At 53.7% G+C, this 16,821-nt stretch carries 15 protein-coding genes; 2 read left to right on the plus strand and 13 right to left on the minus strand.

Annotation, left to right across the window (positions count from 1 at the left end; genetic code table 11):
• Positions 1–70 precede the first annotated feature (70 nt).
• The 5 genes from ACLBVC_RS16530 to trxC form a co-directional block, all read right to left on the minus strand.
• Complete coding sequence (locus tag ACLBVC_RS16530) at positions 71–418, minus strand: YfiM family lipoprotein (RefSeq protein WP_410150542.1); 348 nt, start codon at positions 416–418, stop codon at positions 71–73.
• Positions 419–479: 61 nt separating this feature from the next.
• Positions 480–1,835: a CDP-diacylglycerol--serine O-phosphatidyltransferase gene (pssA, locus tag ACLBVC_RS16535; RefSeq protein WP_410150543.1), complete on the minus strand. Its 1,356-nt coding sequence runs from the start codon at positions 1,833–1,835 to the stop codon at positions 480–482.
• Positions 1,836–1,979: 144 nt separating this feature from the next.
• Entirely contained in the window at positions 1,980–4,640 is a 2,661-nt protein-coding gene (locus ACLBVC_RS16540; RefSeq protein ID WP_410150544.1) for a bifunctional acetate--CoA ligase family protein/GNAT family N-acetyltransferase, read from the minus strand.
• Positions 4,641–4,671: 31 nt separating this feature from the next.
• Positions 4,672–5,376 (minus strand): tRNA-uridine aminocarboxypropyltransferase, encoded by a 705-nt coding sequence (locus ACLBVC_RS16545; protein WP_410150545.1) that lies wholly within the window; start codon positions 5,374–5,376, stop codon positions 4,672–4,674.
• A gap of 129 nt (positions 5,377–5,505) precedes the next feature.
• Positions 5,506–5,925, minus strand: coding sequence for a thioredoxin TrxC (trxC, locus tag ACLBVC_RS16550; RefSeq protein WP_104924510.1), 420 nt, complete (start codon positions 5,923–5,925; stop codon positions 5,506–5,508).
• Positions 5,926–6,168: 243 nt separating this feature from the next.
• Between trxC and ACLBVC_RS16555 the strand changes: the two genes are divergently transcribed.
• Positions 6,169–7,272, plus strand: coding sequence for a tRNA/rRNA methyltransferase (locus ACLBVC_RS16555; RefSeq protein WP_152324846.1), 1,104 nt, complete (start codon positions 6,169–6,171; stop codon positions 7,270–7,272).
• Positions 7,273–7,362: 90 nt separating this feature from the next.
• Here the strand turns inward: ACLBVC_RS16555 and emrB are convergent, their stop codons facing one another.
• From emrB to ACLBVC_RS16590, 7 genes are all read right to left on the minus strand, one after another.
• Positions 7,363–8,898, minus strand: coding sequence for a multidrug efflux MFS transporter permease subunit EmrB (gene emrB, locus ACLBVC_RS16560; RefSeq protein WP_410150546.1), 1,536 nt, complete (start codon positions 8,896–8,898; stop codon positions 7,363–7,365).
• 17 nt (positions 8,899–8,915) lie between these two features.
• Entirely contained in the window at positions 8,916–10,091 is a 1,176-nt protein-coding gene (gene emrA, locus ACLBVC_RS16565) for a multidrug efflux MFS transporter periplasmic adaptor subunit EmrA (protein WP_410150547.1), read from the minus strand.
• Positions 10,092–10,116: 25 nt separating this feature from the next.
• On the minus strand, positions 10,117–11,571 hold the full coding sequence (locus tag ACLBVC_RS16570; protein ID WP_410150548.1) for an efflux transporter outer membrane subunit: 1,455 nt from the start codon (positions 11,569–11,571) through the stop codon (positions 10,117–10,119).
• A 23-nt stretch (positions 11,572–11,594) separates the two neighbouring features.
• A complete protein-coding gene (mprA, locus tag ACLBVC_RS16575; RefSeq protein WP_104924515.1) occupies positions 11,595–12,116 on the minus strand; it encodes a transcriptional repressor MprA in 522 nt (173 codons plus the stop codon).
• Positions 12,117–12,290: 174 nt separating this feature from the next.
• The gene (gene ygaH, locus ACLBVC_RS16580) at positions 12,291–12,632 is read right to left on the minus strand and encodes an L-valine transporter subunit YgaH (protein ID WP_410150549.1); all 342 of its coding nucleotides are present in this window, start codon (positions 12,630–12,632) and stop codon (positions 12,291–12,293) included.
• Positions 12,622–13,383, minus strand: coding sequence for an AzlC family ABC transporter permease (locus ACLBVC_RS16585; protein WP_410150550.1), 762 nt, complete (start codon positions 13,381–13,383; stop codon positions 12,622–12,624). Before ACLBVC_RS16585 ends, ygaH begins: the two co-directional genes overlap by 11 nt.
• Before the next feature lie 174 nt (positions 13,384–13,557).
• The gene (locus tag ACLBVC_RS16590) at positions 13,558–14,742 is read right to left on the minus strand and encodes an MFS transporter (RefSeq protein WP_410150551.1); all 1,185 of its coding nucleotides are present in this window, start codon (positions 14,740–14,742) and stop codon (positions 13,558–13,560) included.
• A 147-nt stretch (positions 14,743–14,889) separates the two neighbouring features.
• Here ACLBVC_RS16590 and ACLBVC_RS16595 point away from each other — a divergent pair, with 147 nt between their 5' ends.
• Entirely contained in the window at positions 14,890–15,765 is an 876-nt protein-coding gene (locus ACLBVC_RS16595; protein WP_410150552.1) for a LysR family transcriptional regulator, read from the plus strand.
• A gap of 60 nt (positions 15,766–15,825) precedes the next feature.
• Here the strand turns inward: ACLBVC_RS16595 and proX are convergent, their stop codons facing one another.
• Positions 15,826–16,821: a glycine betaine/L-proline ABC transporter substrate-binding protein ProX gene (proX, locus tag ACLBVC_RS16600; RefSeq protein ID WP_195815673.1), complete on the minus strand. Its 996-nt coding sequence runs from the start codon at positions 16,819–16,821 to the stop codon at positions 15,826–15,828.

Below are 16,821 nucleotides of genomic sequence, written 5' to 3' on the forward strand. Positions count from 1 at the left end.
AAAAGCATCGTGAATTTTGAAGGCATATATCGTATTCAGCCTCTCCATATTCAGGGTAAATGGTCGCTTATCAATAGTGCGTCAGATGATAAGCACTATATCCAACGGCTGCTCCGGCAATATCCCAGGTAAAATCTTTCCAGCTCCATCCACTTCCTCCCGTGCGGCTATCATAAAGCTCTTTTGTTGCTCCTAGACCTACTGAAAATAACAAGCCGAATGAACGACTGCGTGCTTCATTCCAACCCTGGTTATCTGCGTAAGCCGTGCCAGCCGCCGCTAATACCGCTGAGCCAACAAAGTGTTCGGCTTTGTCTTTACCGGTCCATTGATCATTCGCGAAATGGGTGCAGCCGGTGCAAAAAAATATAAGGCTGATGGCGGAGAGTCTGACAGAAGAGGGGAATAATGGCGTCATAAAATGGAATTCCAGATATAAAAAAGCCCGATCAGGATGATCAGGCTTTCAGTATAGCCAATTACAGAATTCGGCTGATTAATCTGTCGATTCGAATCCGCCGCAAACGGCGAATAAGCTTACGCACTTTAACCGGATAATTCGGAATACTTTCCAGTTCCATATAATGAGAGACAATTTGCGTATGCTGGCGGATCTCATCCAGTTCTTTTTGACGCTCAGTTGCCATCTCTTTATGTGGATCGTGGATCAGAATGGCATTCTCAAGATCAAGTCGCCAGGCTCGCGGATTCAGGTTATTCCCGGTAATCAGCTGCCAGCGGTCATCCACCCACATACCTTTCAGGTGGTAACTATTATCCCCATCTTTCCAGAGGCGGACAATTAATTGCCCGCTGTCGACAAAGCGTTGTAAACGGCTCAGGAAGCGGCGCAGATTGATTTCATATAAATAAGGTAAGGCACCGATGATTTTAAAAGGCTGATCTTGCGGAATATAAAAATCGTTAGCGGTTTTATCACCCACAATAATTTCAACCTGCTTACCACGACGCAGCAGATGAATGATATTACGTGCCAGCATCGCCGGCATATTGAAATAAGGGGTACACAACGTCAGCTTGTGATCGGTGCTGGCCATTAAATGGTGAATCGTGCGATTCAATTCATTCTGTTTGCCCAACCCTACAATGGGCGTGACCGCCAGTTCATCGTTACCGGCGCTGTCTTTGAAATGATAACCACTGGTGCGCAGGGTTTGGCGAAACTGACGCGTTTCGTTTTTAATCTCAATACTTTTCGGACGATCTTCACGATCCAGACGCTGAACTGCTGCAGCCGTAAGGATCGATTTCTTCATAAAGTCGACCATCGTATTTGCCAGCGCTTCATTGGTCAGCATCTGATAACGGTCATAACGATATTTTTCGTGGCGATGCAGATAAACATCATTGAGGCTCGCCCCGCTGTAGATGACCTGATCGTCAATAACGAAACCTTTAAGGTGCAGAACACCCAAAGCTTCACGTGTATTAACGGGAACGCCATAAACCGGCACAGAAAGTTCTGGGTGTTCCTTAGCCATACGACAATACCAGTCAGCATTGGTATTTGATGCCACCGCACCGATACGGCCACGCTGAGCGCGGTGCCAGTCAACCAGCACGCAGATCTCCAGCTCAGGTCGTAGCTGCTTTGCGGCATACAGAGCCGACAACACGTCACGTCCGCCATCATCGTTCTCTAAATAGAGAGCAACCAGATAAATCCGTTGGGTGGCGTTGGCAATGGCTTCGAGCAGCGCCTTACGGAAATCTGTAGGGCAATAGAGCGTTTTTACAGCACCAACTGTTTGGGGGAGTTTTGGCAGTTGAGCAAGGTGTTGTTGATGTTTATTACGTTTAAATTTTGACAACATCACAGTGCGCTTCTTCTCTTTTCAGGTAATGATTTCAGCGGCACAGATAGACTGTGGTGACCGCACAATCGGTCGATAATACCATTAGTCCTGCCGCATGTGCGCATCTTTTGCCTGTTCATCGCTCAGGCTCACGGTTTTCTGCTATAAATTCCGGCGTTTTTCCAGTGCCAGAAACAGATTAACGATTCCGTCCTGAATCTGAATATCGACATCAAATCCCAGCTTTTTGGCCAGTGTAATCATGCCGCGGTTGTTGGGCATCGTGATACCGGTCAGACGTAGCAGGCCGTGCTCTGCGGCGTAATCAATCATCTTATCCAGCAAACGTCGCCCGAGCCCCAGGCCTTTCAGATCAGAACGCACCAGTACGGAGAATTCGGCATCGATATTGTCGGGGTCAGAAACGGTTCGCGTGACTCCAATAATTTCACTTTCTTCATTCACTGTTCGAATAGCCACGAAAGCCATCTCGCGGTCATAATCAATCTGCGTCATGTTCGCCAAGTCTTCATGAGTAAACTCGTTAATCTCACTGAAATAGCGGTAATACAGATCTTCTTTGGTGACCTTCAGGATAAAGGCTTTCAGCAGCGGCTCATCTTCCGGAAGAATCGGGCGGAATAACACAGGGACACCATTCTTGAGTATAACGCGCTCTTCCAGTTCGCGTGGATAAGGCCTGATTGCCAGGCGTGAAGGCGCATCCCGGTCGCGCGTGGAAAGCTCCATCGACACATCAAGCAGGCTCACTTCACTGCCGGAAATCAGCAACGGATGGATGTCCAGCCGTTCGATTTCCGGGCAATCAATAATCAGGTTAGACACGTTAACCAGAAGCTGACTCAGGGCGGGAATATTGAGAGGATGCAGCGCATTCCGATCGCGTATTTTACCGCTCTTCAATGCCTGCACGACCTGATAGCGCGCCAGCGTCATGTTCAGGGGCGGCAGCGCAATCGCCGCCTGTCTTTCGGGGCGCCAGTCAGTTCCGCCTTCGGCCAGCATAATCAACGGGCCGAAGACAGGATCCTGCTCGACGACTACCCGTAATTCCTGAGAGCCGGGGCGGTTGGCCATCGGCTGCACCAGCAAACCCAGAATTCGTGCCTGTGGAAACGCGAGTTTAGCCCGGTCGAAGATGGCATTGGCCGCCTGTTCGACTTCACTGGGCGTGCGCAGATACAGCATGACGCCCTGAACTTCAGAGTTATGCGGAATGTCCGGCGAACGCAGTTTCAACGCGACGGGATAACCAATCTGGCTGGCAATATTTACGGCTTCAGCGCTGTCACTGGCGATCCAAGTCGGCAGCACATTCATTCCGTACGCCTGCAAAATAGCGCGGACTTCATGCGTATCAAGCTGTGTGGTGCCTTCCGCTAATGTTTGTGCAATCAGTCTGTGAGCCTGATCGGTATTCTGTTCAAGATCTGCCGGCAGCGCAGGCGTTTCTTTCAGTTGTTTCTGGTTGCGGCGATATTCCACCATATGCATAAACGCTGTCACCGCCCCTTCCGGGGTCCGGTAAGTCGGGATCCCGGCACTGCTGAACAGCTTGCGTGCTTCCTGTGAGGAAAATTCGCCGCACCAGTTTGTTAGCAGCGTAATGTATTTTCCTCGCGGATGTTTACGAACCGCTTCTATCAGCTGGCTGCCGGTGACCGTGCCATGCGCTGCCGCGCTCGGGGCGTGTATCACCAATATGGCGTCGTAATCCGTACTGTCGAGCAGCGCTGTTATGACCGACTGATACAGCTGAGGCGTGGCGTCGTCATGCAAATCTAGCGGATTAGAGGCGGTAATCGTCTTCGGCAGAACGTCAGCCAGCGCTTTTCCTGTTTCATCCCCCAGCTTTGCCAGTTTCCCGTTACGCAACAGCAGTTGATCTAACGCCATCGCCGCCGGTGCTGCGCCGTTACTGATAATGAGTAAGCGCTCACCGCGCAACGGGCGCATATGGCTCAGGGTCTCTACAGCGGAGAAGAGTTCATGCGTATCTTGTACGCGCAGCAATCCCGCACGCTGAATGGCGGCATCATAAGCTGCGTCGAGGCTGAGCGGGCTGTTCAGGAGATGCTGAGCCTGCCCGCTGCGGCCACTTTTGATGACCAGAATAGGCTTGTTGCGTGATGCGCTGCGCGAAGCAGAAAGAAAACGCCGGGCATCGCTGATATGCTCCAGATAAAGAAGGATGGCGCTGGTTTTTGTATCGCGGGCGAGGAAATCGAGCAGATCATCGACGTCGATATCCAGACTGTCGCCCAGTGAGACGAAATAGGAAAATCCGACGGCACGTTGCTGCGCCCAGTCAAGAATGGTATTGGCCACGGCGGCCGATTGCGAAATAAACGCGAGTTTGCCGGGCAGGATCGGCACCGGAGAAAAACTGGCATTCAGCTTTTGCCAGGGAGCGAGAATACCGAGACTGTTTGGCCCAAGAAGCCGCATTGTAAAACGCTGAGCGCAGGCTTTCAGTTCGGAGAACTGGCCGGGTTGAGAGGAAAGTACGATGACAGTTTTGCAACCGCGCTCGCCCAGCTGTTCCAGCAGCGCCATATTACGGTCTGCGTGCGTGCAGAGAATGGCGAGATCAGGCGACATCGGCAGACTGGCGACATCCTGCCAGGTCAGAACGCCACAGACTGCGCGGTAAGCCGGGGTGACCGGCAAAACAGGGCCGTTAAATCCGCTGTCGAGCAGATTGCGCATCATCAGATATCCCGCGCGCCCCGGTTTATTACTGGCGCCGACGACTGCAATCGACTCAGGTCGTAATAGTGCTTCTAGTCCGCGTTGGCTCATCGTCTCTCCGATTCATCATGTTCCCATGATTCTAGAGGTTTTCTTCGTTTTTTGCTGTGAGCTGATGCACCGGATGATGGGGTTTTCCTGCCAGATATTGCGTGCGGAAATGGGTAAAGTGTCGTGATAAACCTGCAGACGCCTGTGTGTCCCCGGCTTTTTCGAGTAACGCGGCGGCCACTTCAACTGTGCAATGTAATTCCGGACGCGAGGCTTCACGCAGGATATAACCGGAGCTGGCACTTACATCCAGAGAGAATACCGGCAAATTATCCAGATACGGACTTTTGCGGAACATTTTGCGTGCTTCATTCCAGGTGCCGTCCAGCATGATAAACAGCGGGGGTTTACTGCCTTCGGGGACTTCGGTAAAGACCTGACGCGGCGGTGTTGCGAAAGACGCCGGAAAAACCACGTAAGGCTGGCGCGACGGGTCAGATATGGCATCCAGCAACGCCGGATCGGTTTCGGTACGCGACCACAGGAATGCCTGCGTATCCGGTAAAACGTCCGCAATCAGGCGACCGGTATTGCTCGGCTTCATCGGTTCGGTGTCAAACATCACCAGACAGAAACGGCTGTTCGCCTGATGTATCTCACGCGTGGCGCAGATGCAGTGACGTTGAGGTAACAGGCATGCCTGGCAACGAATCGCACGGGATCCCCGGGCCAGAAAAGGGCGGGTCGAGCGGGCTAAACGCTGCTCACGCAGGCGAAGGACGGCGTTGGCTGACATAAGCATTCCGGTATTCGAAAAGCGGCTATTTTAATCACCCGCCGTTCGCTGGCAAGCAGCATCTGCTGAACGTACAAAATGGCCCGCGCTGAGGCGGGCCATCGGCAGGGCTTTATAACGGCTTATGCGTTACAATGATTCATTAAGCCAGTTATTGAAAGGTGCCTTAGGCATGGCGCCGCTCAACATATCGACCATTTTGCCTTCATTAAACACCATAATGGTCGGAATACTGCGAATACGGAACCGCGCGCTCAGTTCAGGTTCTGCTTCGGTATTAACCTTAATGAAACGGATTTTACCGGCACGTTCCTGCGCAACATCTTCAAAAATAGGCGCGAAGTTCACGCACGGGCCACACCACGGTGCCCAGAAATCGATGACAACCGGCAGGTCGTCCTGCAGATATTTGTCCAGCGTGGCGGCAGTGGCGTGAACCACATCGCCTTCAAAAAGTGCATGACCGCAGCGGCCGCATTTTGCGCCGTCGTCGATACGATCCTCAGGCAGGCGGTTGGTGGCCTGACATGATGAACAAATCGTATTCATAAAATAGCCTCTACATTGCTTAACGTGAGAATGGTATCAACCAGAACCCCGGCTTTACGCATAAAGCGGTAAACAAAACGGCTGATATGTTACTTGTATGTTGTAAGTATGGGGGCGCCACGTCACGTAAACAACGCGGTTTATTCAATGAATATGATAGTTTTTAGCTTTTGGTCGAAAGCCTGTGGCTTAGCTCACAGACATCAGGTAATCTTCGCGCCCTGCGCGTAGGTGGAGAGAAAAATGAACGATTCATTCAGTGGCAAGAACGGCAAAGTCAAAGTGATGTACGTCCGTAGTGACGACGACGGCGATAACCGCAACAACGATAAACGTCCTTCCAACAATAAAGGACGTCCGGGCGATAAACCTCGCCAGGGTTCCCGTCCTGACGATGCCCGCCGCAATGAGCGTCGCAGCAGCGATTCCCGTGGCGATTCACGCGGCCCTGCACCTCGTCGTGGTGATGATCGCCCGCGTCGTCCGGCACGTGAAGACGACGGTCCGTACTCTTCACCGTGGAAAACTGTTTCCCGTGCACCGGCGGATGAATCTGTACCGGATCACGGTGGTATCAGCGGCAAAAGTTTCATCGACCCTGAACAACTGCGTCGTCAGCGCCAGGAAGAAACACGCGTTTACGGCGAGAATGCCTGTCAGGCGCTGTTTGCCAGCCGTCCTGACGCGATTGTTCGCGCGTGGTTTGTGCAATCAGTCACTCCGCGTTTCCGCGAAGCGTTGCGCTGGATGGCGGCAAACCGCAAAGCGTATCACGTGGTAGAAGACGAAGAGCTGGTGAAAGCTTCCGGCACCGAACACCATGGCGGCGTGTGTTTCCTGATTAAAAAACGTCAGGGTCTGGATGCAGAAACCTATCTGCAATCTGCTCCTGCGAAAGACTGTGTGCTGGCGCTGGAAAACGTCGGCAACCCGCACAACCTCGGTGGTATCATGCGTTCATGTGCGCATTTTGGTATCAACGGGATGATGGTTCAGGATCCGGCTCAGCTGGAATCCGGTGCCGCCGTGCGTACCGCTGAAGGCGGCGCAGAACACGTTAAAGCCATCAGTGCGGATAACTTCCTTGATGTGCTGGCGACCTTCCGTAAAGCCGGTTACACCATCGTGACCACGTCCAGCCACAAAGGGACGGCGCTCGGTAAAGCTGAGCTGCCAGCCAAAATGGTGCTGGTGCTGGGCGAAGAAAGCGACGGCCTGTCCGACAGCGCATGGCAGCAGGGCGACCTGAGCGTGTCTATCGGCGGTACGGGCAAAGTGGAAAGCCTGAACGTTTCCGTTGCGACCGGTATTTTGCTGGCTGAATGGTGGCGTCAGAATCAGGCGTAAATCCTGATTTTCACCCATAAAAAACGGACGCCCTGAGCGTCCGTTTTGCTTTCCGATGTTTACTGATTCGTGTTAACTGACGACATGAAATCAGTGCGCACCACCGCCGCCGCCACCGCTGCTGAATGGCGGACGGGCGAACCAGATTAAGATCAGCAGTACCAGGAATGCCCCGCCGGATAACCAGAAAATCTCGTTAGCAGAGATGATGAGCCCCTGATTCGTAATTTCCCGCGCTATCCACCCGGAAGCCTGCTGATGGCTCATGCCAATCCCTTCCAACTGCTGATAAGTCTGTGTCGCTGCCGGGTTATACGGTGTGATGTTTTCGGTCAGCTGCGCATGGTGCAGCGATTCCCGGTTCGACCACATCGTCGTGGTGATTGACGTCCCGATAGACCCCGCCAGCGTACGGATAAAGTTCGACAAACTGGAGGCTGCCGCCATACGTTCCGGCGGTAATCCCGACAGAATAATGGTGGTCAGGGGCATGAAGAAGCAGCCTACCGCAAAGCCCTGAATAAACTGCGGCCATGCAGAAGCACCAAAATCCATCCCCGGTTCGAAGGTATAAGCACGCCAGAAGAAACAGTAGGCGTACATGATAAAGCTGAACGTCACCAGTTTTCGCATATCCAGACGGTGTGCGAAGCGGCCGATAATCGGCGACATCAGCACCGGCAGAATACCGACTGGCGCGGACGCCAGACCCGCCCAGGTGGCGGTATAACCATAGACCTCCTGCAACAGCTGCGGCAGCAAAACAATCGCGCCGAAGTAAAGCATGTAAGCCAGGCTGATACACAGCACGCCGATGGTGAAGTTTCGCGATTTAAACAGCGACAGGTCGACTATCGGGTGGTCATCGGTCAACTCCCAGACGACCAGGAAGCACAACGCGACCACCGCCACGACCGCCAGCACGATAATTTCTGTCGAGTTGAACCAGTCCAGCTCCTTGCCCCGGTCGAGCATCACCTGCAATGCGCCGATGCCCAGCACCAGCAACACCAGGCCAACGCTGTCGATCGGGCGGATCTGTGTGGCAGTTTCGCGGCCTTTCAGGGTTCTCAGCGTCAGCACCACGACCACGATGGCGATCGGTACGTTGATGAAGAAGATCCATCCCCAGTGGAAGTTATCACTGATATACCCGCCGAGGATCGGCCCGCAAATCGGGGCGACGATCACCGTCATCGACCAGAGTGCGAGCGCGGTACTTCGCTTGGCCGGCGGATAGTTATTCAGTAGCAAACTTTGTGATAAAGGGATCAGCGGACCTGCTACCACGCCTTGCAGCACACGGAAGAAGATCAGCATTTCCAGGCTGTTGGACATGCCGCAAAGCCAGGAGGCGAGCGCAAACAGTATCGTGGACCACAGGAACAGTTTGACTTCACCGATGCGCTTAGCCAGCCAGCCGGTGATGGGGATTGAGATGGCGTTAGCGACCCCGAACGACGTAATCACCCAGGTGCCCTGTGAGTTCGATGCACCCAGATTCCCGGCGATGGTCGGGATCGCCACGTTGGCGATCGTCGAGTCCAGCACCTGCATAAAGGTGGCCAAAGACAAAGCCACCGTCATCCAGGCCAGCGGGGCGCCTACCAGCGGTTTATTTGCCACAGAGGCCTCCGGAGGTTTTAGCCCGCATTTGCGTGAATAACATCAGCAATGATGGCATTAGCCGGAGCCAGATCCAGTGTCAGAGCTGAAGTCTGATACAGCGGTTCGGAACGCACGGTATTAGCCAGCACCAGACCATCACGGTTCTGAGTATCAACCGTCACCAGCGTGGACAAACCAATGCGCAGCGGATGTTCCGCAACTTCCTGATCGTTAAGCTCAATGCGTACCGGGAGGCGCTGAACCACTTTGATCCAGTTGCCGGTCGCATTTTGTGCCGGAAGCAGCGAGAACGCGCCGCCGGTACCCATATCCATACCGACCACTTTGCCGTGATATTTCACGTCATCGCCATACATATCACTGACCACGGTCGCCACCTGACCAATACGCATATTCGCCAGCTGTGTTTCTTTAAAGTTGGCATCAACCCAGATGTGATGAGCAGGCACAACGGCCATCAGAGACGTGGACGGGCTGATTTGCTGTCCGATCTGAACCGCGCGACGGGAAACAAAACCGTCAATCGGGCTGCGGATTTTGGTACGTTGCAGGGCGAGCCATGCGTCACGAACCTGCGCGGCGGCCTGCAAAACTTGCGGTTGCTGATCAACTGGCGTGTTCAGCACCATCGCCTGATTTGCGTTGTACTGCTGCACGGCGACATCATATTGCGCTTTCGCGGTATCCACGGCATCACGGGCGTGTTGCAGTTCTTCACGTCCAATGGCGTCAACGTTGCCCAGCACGATACGACGTTTCAGGTCAGACTGCGCCTGTTGCAGTTGCGTCGCACGCAGCGCGATATTTGCCTGGTACTGTTTGCCGTTGATGATCAGCTGATGCGTCTGGCGCACGCTGTTAGCCAGAGCCGTTTTAGAACGTTCAAACGCCTGTTCCGCATCGGTCGGATCGATAGTCACCAGCACATCGCCTTTTTTGACAAAGTCGGTGCTGTCGAAATTGACGTCAGTCACGCTGCCTGACACCTGCGCCATAATCTGAACCTGATTACCGGCAACATACGCATCATCGGTAGACTCGAAGTGACGTAATACCAGCAGCCAGTAAAACAGGTAGGCGATGGCGATAATAATGAAAATCCCGGTTAACAAGAGCATCGCGACTTTGCGCGTTTTCTTCTTATTTTTCGGAGCTTGCGGCGTTGCCTGAGTTTCGGCATTTGCGCTCATGGTCTTCTCCACACTGAGTCTTTTATTATGATTTTTGGTTCGCAGCCGGGGCCTGATAGCCTCCCCCGAGCGCACGAATGAGACTGATTTTTGCCTGCATCAGCTGACTGCTGGCGGTAAGTTGCGCCTGTTGCTGTTGCAGGAGTGCTGACTGGCTGGTTAACAGCTCATCCCGTCCGATGACGCCAGCGTTGTATCTTGCATCCGAAACGCGATACACCTCTTCCAGCGATTTAGCGGCAGAAGAAGCCTGCTGCAATTGTTCAACGCTGCTTTTCGAGAGGGTAATGGCATCCGCAGTTTGCTGGATGGCGCTCAGGATGGTCTGGTTATATGACTCAACGGACTGGTCATATAACGCGGACTCTTCGCCCAGTTTGGAACGCAGTGCGCCTGCGTGGAAAATCGGCAGCGAAATTGCTGGTGTGATATTCCAGGCTTTGCTGGCTGCTTCCAGAAGATTCGGGCTGGTGCCGCCGTAATTGGTGGTCGTCAGACCGCCAAAGGCGCTGATCGAAAGGCTTGGGTAGAACTCTTTTTTGGCCGCACTGACGCGCTGGGAATAAGATTCCACCAGATCACGCTGCGCAGTGATGTCCGGGCGTTTGCCCAGTAAATCGAGCGTCAGCTCGCCTTTCGGCGCCAGCGCTTCAGCCGGTGGTAATGCCACGGCGTGCAGCCCGTTCATCGCATCCGGCCCCTGCCCAGCCAGCGCGGAAAGCTGATGTCTCAGCTGTTCTGTCTGGGCTTTCAGGTTGATGATTTGCTGCTTAGCACTGTCGGCCTGAGCCTGTGTTTGTTGCGGAATTTCAATGCCGTAGACACCGGCCTGATACTGCGCTTTACGCAAATCCGCCAGATGCTGATTGTTATCCACTTCATGTTGCAGAACATCCTGCAAAGCCAGATTGGCCTGCAACTGATAATAGGCTGACGCGACCGAACTGGTCAGCGTCAGCGCGGCTTCTGCCTGCTCGGCGCGGGCGGAATCCACCTGTGCTTTCGCGGCATTTACCTGATTGCGATACTTACCCCACCAGTCAAACTCATAGCTCAGATTCAGCCCGAGGCTGTTGCTGCTGTCGTAAATGGGCGCTTCCGGGTAGCTGGTCAGGAACGGCGGGATCGTGTTTTTCGCTACACGTTCACGACGCGTCGAACCATTCAGGTCCAGATACGGGCCATTGGCCGCATCGGCTTCGCCCATCACGCTCTGCGCTTCGCGCACGCGAGCCGCGGCCTGACGCAATGATGGCGAGTTTTGCAACGTCGTGGTCATCAGGTTATCAAGCTGCGGATCATTAAGACTACGCCACCACTGTGGGCCGATGGTCAGAGAACTGACTTTTGCCTGCTGCAGATGAAGCTGTTGGGTATCCAGCAGCGACGACTGAGGAGCGATATTATTACTGGAGGCGCAGCCAGCCAAAATCAAAACGGCAAACAGCGGCGTAAGCCTCCAGCGAGCTTGGAGTGACATGTGTGGTTTACCTGAACAGAAATTTAGAATTGTTGTAGTGCTGTCGCATCCATCTGATCAAGGCGAGTTAACAGTTTGCGCGTCAGGGTTTCTAACTGCTTCTGCTCATCTGCGTCCAGGGTTGACCAGAGAAAATGCAGGCTCTTATGTTGAGGCGGCAGTAACTTCTGGATAAAAGCTTCACCATCGGCCGTCAGGTGTAAATGCAGACACCGGCGGTCATTGTCGCTCTCACGACGTTCAATCCACCCGCGCTTTTCCAACTCATCCGCAATACGGGTGGCATTGGTGCGGGAAGAACCCAGCGCTGAGCTTAGCTCCGATGGCTGAATACTGTGGCTTTCCTGTGCATCAAGTGTGAGCAGGGCCATAAAGAGCGTTTCGTTGATGCCTTGCGCTTTCAGCATCTTATTGCGGTTTTCCAGCAATTTACTTTGCATGTGCATACACAGGCGGGTCAGCAATATTTCCTGATAAGGAAAATCTTTTTGCTTTTTAGCCCGGAAATTTAACATGTTTTCAATTGGCGCGAACGAACTGTCCATATGAGTAGCCTCATTAGTTACAGATGACATAGTAACGATGGTAATTAATAATATCAATGTCATGAATCACCAATTCTTTAGCAATTAGTGTGTTTCATAACTCCGGTGAATTATTCGATGTTTAAAGTATTCGGCAAAGTTTGCCTGGTTGTTGCCTTACGGTAAAACACGGCCTCAGCCCGCCAGCAGCATCACCTTGAACACCAGGCCGTAGACCACGGCACCCGTCAGCGTTGCGATAATAATGCTTTTGGTTCGCCAGAAAATCAGTGCAAGCAGCGCAAAACCGGCCAGCGAAGGCAGCAATTTTTGCGTGTCACGTAGAATTTCCGGGGTGCTTGAAACGACCAGTAACGCACAAATCGAGGCGATACCGATGCTGTCGAGCACGCGGGACAGCGGGCCGCTTTTCAGCGTCCCCGACTTTTGCCGTGCGCCCAGGCGCAATGGCAAATATCGAAAGAGGTAATTGACGGCGCCGACCAGCAGACAAACCAGAATGACATTAGCGCTCATCCGGGGTGACCTCCGTGGCGCTCACTGAGGCTGCGGGTTGCAATAGGGCGGCCAGACATCCGGCACCGAGGCCGCATCCGATAGCGGCAGGAATCGACCAGAATAACAGCCCACCGAGCGCGCCGGCCAGCGAGGCAACAAACACCATGCTTTGCTGGCGCTTAAAAGCGGCGAGCAGGAAACTCATGAAAAGGGCGGGCAACATGAATCCGAGCGCAGCTTCAATGGCAGGGTAATTTTCCAGCGGGCCATTGCCGAAAAGTGCGCCGATGGCGGTGCCAAAAACCCACGAAAGCCAGGAAGAAAGCGCGATGCCACACATCCAGTTCTCGCTCCAGCTGCGTTTATCACGGACGAGTTTGGCGGTGGCGGCGGCAAAAACTTCATCGGTCAGGCCAAACGCCCAAAGTGCGGTTTTTTTACCGCTGAGTTTTCCCACAATACGGTTACGCAGCGAAGGGCCGTAGAGAACATGGCGAACGTCCATGGCCATCACGGTAAGAGCGGAAACCCAGAGAGACATCCCGGCGCTGAGCAGCGCGGTGATCACAAACTGACTGGCGCCAGCATAGATAAGTATGGAGAACAGCAGACTTTCAGCGGGCGTGAAACCGAGTTTGACGGCGCTGAGACCAAACGCAAAAGCGATAGGAAGATAACCCATCACGATAGGAAGGCTATCGGTAATACCTTGTGCGAAAGTGGAAACGCGGACGGGGTCAGGCGCTTCAAGATCAGGGTTGCTGTGCATGGTGTTTAAAACATTGTGAAAACCGGGAGGATACCGGCGAATAATTTATGGCGTAAACATTACCAGACTGTAAGTATTGTTAACACCCTTTGGTACAAATAAATTTCTAATATGATTATTCGCAAGCTAATCAGGAGGGGTGATGATTCCCTCCTGATGTAATTTCGTACGTTATCAGGCCAGCTTGTGTTTATGCCCCTTCTGCCAGACCAGTAAATTCAGTACGCACATGATGGTGCCTGCCACCGAGACCCCATACCAGCCCGCCGTTTGATAAGCCGAAGCCGACACCAGGGACCCTACCGCGCCGCCAATAAAATACGTTGTCATGTAACCTGCTGTCAGGCGGTTACGCGCTTCCGGCATCGATTTGTAAATCACGCTTTGGTTAGTAATGTGCACGCCCTGAACCGAAAGGTCCAAAATGATGATGCCGACGATCAGGGAAATCACCGAATGCTGACCGTAAGCAATCGCCGCCCAGGAGAGCAAAAGCAGCACCAATCCTGCCGTTGTCGTCAGATGCGCTTTGCCTTTATCGGCCAGATGTCCGGCGCGTGTAGCCGCCAGTGCGCCCGCTGCGCCGACCAGACCAAACAGGCCAATCACCCCTTCGGAATAGTGATACGCCGGGCCAGCCAGCAGGAACGCCATCGACGTCCACAAAATACTGAAGTTAGCAAAACAGAACATACCGATCAGCGCGCGGGTGCGTAAAACTGGCGTGTGGATAAACAGGGTGAAAATGGATTTAAGCAGTTGCGGATAGTTCAGAACCGTATGTTGCTGATGTTTTGGCAGTTTGCGCCACAACACCAGTGCCATGATAATCATCAGCGCACTGGCAACCCAGTACACCGTCCGCCAGCCGCCGAGCGTCGCCAGCGCACCGGCAACCGTCCGGGCCAGCAGAATACCCAGCAACAGGCCGGACATAATCAGCCCGACTACTTTGCCGCGCCGTTCCGGTTCAGCCAGCGTCGCCGCCAGCGGCACCAGAATCTGCGCCACCACTGAGAACAGCCCGGTCAGCGCCGTCCCCACCAGCATGATAGTCAGCGTTGGTGCCATCGCGGTGATCAGCAATCCGGCGGCGGAAAGCAGTGTCATCAGCACAATCAGGTTACGACGTTCAAACATATCGCCCAGCGGAACGATAAACATCAGCCCGCAGGCATAACCCAGCTGAGCAACGGTGACGATAAAACCGGCCTGATTAACGGAAAGGCTGAATGCACGCGCAATGGTTTCCAGCAGCGGTTGCGGATAATAGTTACTGGCAACGGCAAGCCCGGTGGCCACCGCCATCAGCATGATCAGCGCCGGGCTGAGCGTGACAGGTGTTTTTGAGTTTTTCATTATGAAAGTCAGTCTTTTTTATTGGAGATAGCGATAAGCCGCTGGTGTGAAACTTCAGGAATGCAGCAGAGGCCCAGTATCGTTCACTCTTAAATATTAAACCAATGTATAGTTTTGATTAAAACTATCTCATTTTGCGATTGATCGATGAACCTCAAACAGATCCGATTTGCCCTTGCCGTGGCGCAGGAACAGAACTTTACCCGGGCGGCGCAGCGCTGCCATACCGTGCAGTCTGCACTGAGCCACCAGATTGCAAAACTGGAGGAAGAGCTGGGCAGTACGCTGTTCGAGCGGACGTCCAGACAGGTCAAACTGACCACCGCTGGCCGTGCATTTCTGGCCCCTGCAGAGAAATTGCTGGCCGCGCAGGGGGAATTGCTCGACACCATGGAAGCCCTGAAAGGCGAAATCAGCGGTACGCTCACGGTCGGGACGATATCAACGCTGAACGCGATAGATGTGGTCGGTCAGCTGGCGCGTTTTACGCAGCGCTATCCGCGAGTGAATATCCGGCTCTACGTAGGAATGAGCGAAAAGCTGCTGGAAGACGTGCAACAGAGCCGGACCGACGTGGCCTTTGTCGGCCTGTGGCCGGGTGACAGAGCGTCGATCAAACTGCCACACCGCCAGCTTTGTGATGAACCGCTGGTGGCGCTGGTCAGCCCGAACCATGTTTACGCGCAACGTGGGACGGTGGCGTTAAGCGAGCTGGCGCAGGTGCCGCTGGTGGATTTCTATGCCGGTTCCGGTGCGCGCCGCCAGACTGATAACGCCTTCAAAGAAGCCGGAATTACCCGCCATGTCAGCTTTGAAATCGATCATATCGAGTGGCTGGAAAATATCGTCCGCCGCTCGCTCGCCGTCGGCATTGTGCCGCTTTCACGGATTCAGGCCGGCAGCGATCTGGTGTCGATCCCAATCGAAAACGCGCCGCGCCGTCAGGTTTTTTGTGTCTGGCAAACCACGATGTCCCTGGCCGGGCAACGCTTTCTTGCAATCTCCGAAGACGACACGCTGTAAACACAAAAAAACGGGCGGAGATTTCTCTCCGCCCGCGGGTTTTACTGCGTTATTTTTTGCTTACTTCGCGGCCGCAGCGGCTTCTTTCACCCAGCCATCGAACTCTTCCTGATGGGCTTTAATCCAGCCGTCGGTCTGTGCATCGATATCAGCATCCGAGTTTTTACCGGCGTGCATCGCAGCATTCTGCGCATTGATGTCTTTCAGCGGTAATTTCATGATGGCAAACAGCTTCGCGGCGGCCGGGTTTTTCTCAGCCCAGGCTTTGTTTGCCACGATATGCATAGTACTCACCGGGAAACCGTAGTTCTTGCCGTTTGGCAGTTTGGTATCGGCGTTTTTATCACCCGGCACGACGGAGAACGGCACCTGCATCCACAACACATCTTTGCCCGGGATCAGCACATTGCTGACCCAGTACGGCGTCCAGGTGTAATAGAAAATCGGTTTGCCTTCTTTGTATCGTGTAATGGTGTCGGCGATCATCGCGGAATAGTTACCCTGATTATGTGTCACGGTTTTTTCCAGACCGTACGCTTTCAGCTGTTCATTCAGTGCAGCTTCACAGCCCCAGCCCGGCGTACAACCGGTCAGATCGGCTTTGCCGTCGCCGTTGGTATCAAACAGCTTGGCGAGTTTCGGATCTTTAAGCTGTTCGATGTTGGTAATGTGATACTGCTCGGCGGTTTTCTTATCGATAAGCCAGCCCTGCGCTGCGCCGGTCACATACGTCCCTTCACGATAGAAAACTTTATCGCCACCCGCGGCTTTGTACATTTCATCATGCAACGGCGACCAGTTCACTGCGGTAAACGTGGCGTCACCGGCAGCAATGGTGGTGTAGCCGACGTTGTAATCCACTTCACGGGTCGGCTGAACGTCGTAGCCCAGTTTTTCCAGCGCCTTGTTCACCAGTTCCGTCTGAAAAGTTTCTTCGCTGATGGTGCTTTGAATCGGTGTCACGCTGACGCCTTTGCCCGGAAGATCGGCGGCGAACGTTGTGGCTGTGGCAAATGTGGTGAGGGCGGCAACCGCCCAGATTCCTGTCTTTTTCAT

Source organism: Rahnella selenatireducens (genome assembly GCF_046449555.1).
Lineage (GTDB): Bacteria > Pseudomonadota > Gammaproteobacteria > Enterobacterales > Enterobacteriaceae > Rahnella > Rahnella selenatireducens.

Bases quoted from the DNA above. Each gene is read 5' to 3' on its own strand.
- ACLBVC_RS16530 (WP_410150542.1), bottom strand. From the start codon at position 418: ATGACGCCATTATTCCCCTCTTCTGTCAGACTCTCCGCCATCAGCCTT.
- trxC (WP_104924510.1), bottom strand. From the start codon at position 5,925: ATGAATACGATTTGTTCATCATGTCAGGCCACCAACCGCCTGCCTGAG.
- pssA (WP_410150543.1), bottom strand. From the start codon at position 1,835: ATGTTGTCAAAATTTAAACGTAATAAACATCAACAACACCTTGCTCAA.
- mprA (WP_104924515.1), bottom strand. From the start codon at position 12,116: ATGGACAGTTCGTTCGCGCCAATTGAAAACATGTTAAATTTCCGGGCT.
- ACLBVC_RS16540 (WP_410150544.1), bottom strand. From the start codon at position 4,640: ATGAGCCAACGCGGACTAGAAGCACTATTACGACCTGAGTCGATTGCA.
- ACLBVC_RS16570 (WP_410150548.1), bottom strand. From the start codon at position 11,571: ATGTCACTCCAAGCTCGCTGGAGGCTTACGCCGCTGTTTGCCGTTTTG.
- ACLBVC_RS16585 (WP_410150550.1), bottom strand. From the start codon at position 13,383: ATGCACAGCAACCCTGATCTTGAAGCGCCTGACCCCGTCCGCGTTTCC.
- ACLBVC_RS16555 (WP_152324846.1), top strand. From the start codon at position 6,169: ATGAACGATTCATTCAGTGGCAAGAACGGCAAAGTCAAAGTGATGTAC.
- proX (WP_195815673.1), bottom strand. From the start codon at position 16,821: ATGAAAAAGACAGGAATCTGGGCGGTTGCCGCCCTCACCACATTTGCC.
- ygaH (WP_410150549.1), bottom strand. From the start codon at position 12,632: ATGAGCGCTAATGTCATTCTGGTTTGTCTGCTGGTCGGCGCCGTCAAT.
- ACLBVC_RS16590 (WP_410150551.1), bottom strand. From the start codon at position 14,742: ATGAAAAACTCAAAAACACCTGTCACGCTCAGCCCGGCGCTGATCATG.
- ACLBVC_RS16545 (WP_410150545.1), bottom strand. From the start codon at position 5,376: ATGTCAGCCAACGCCGTCCTTCGCCTGCGTGAGCAGCGTTTAGCCCGC.
- ACLBVC_RS16595 (WP_410150552.1), top strand. From the start codon at position 14,890: ATGAACCTCAAACAGATCCGATTTGCCCTTGCCGTGGCGCAGGAACAG.
- emrA (WP_410150547.1), bottom strand. From the start codon at position 10,091: ATGAGCGCAAATGCCGAAACTCAGGCAACGCCGCAAGCTCCGAAAAAT.